At 40.6% G+C, this 377-nt stretch carries 1 protein-coding gene; it reads right to left on the bottom strand.

Annotated features, from left to right (window positions below):
* Positions 1-377: replication initiation factor domain-containing protein (locus M998_RS19120; protein WP_211272260.1), on the bottom strand; the 377-nt coding region annotated here is incomplete at both ends.

Genomic DNA, 377 nt, shown 5'->3' with positions numbered 1-377 from the left:
ATACCCGTGACTTTCTGCTCAACGGCTTTATTATAAATCCGCCAATAAACACGGGATTGTCTTGACCCAACGGAGAACATTTCTTTCTGAACTTGCCCATAAGCATCTGTTTTTAGTGACTCATCTTTACCCGGTTTAGGTCCTTTTCCGCCATAAAAAGCATCGTCTTCATACGCTTTTTTAGCGGCATCGACCGTAAACACACCATCATAATCATCGGTGGCTAAATCAATTCGATTAATTTGCGTAATATCAAGGTGCTTTAACCAACTATAAACCTCTAATGCTGTGGTTGAACTAAACACATATTGGCAGCCTTTTCCGGTGATTTGGACAAAAAATGTCTCGTTATTACCGCCCAAATAAACTAGCCCTAG

It is taken from the genome of Providencia heimbachae ATCC 35613 (assembly GCF_001655055.1).
Taxonomy (GTDB): Bacteria; Pseudomonadota; Gammaproteobacteria; order Enterobacterales; family Enterobacteriaceae; genus Providencia; species Providencia heimbachae.
The sequence above is the reverse complement of the archived record's forward strand: the minus strand, read 5'-3'. Positions and strand labels throughout refer to the sequence as shown.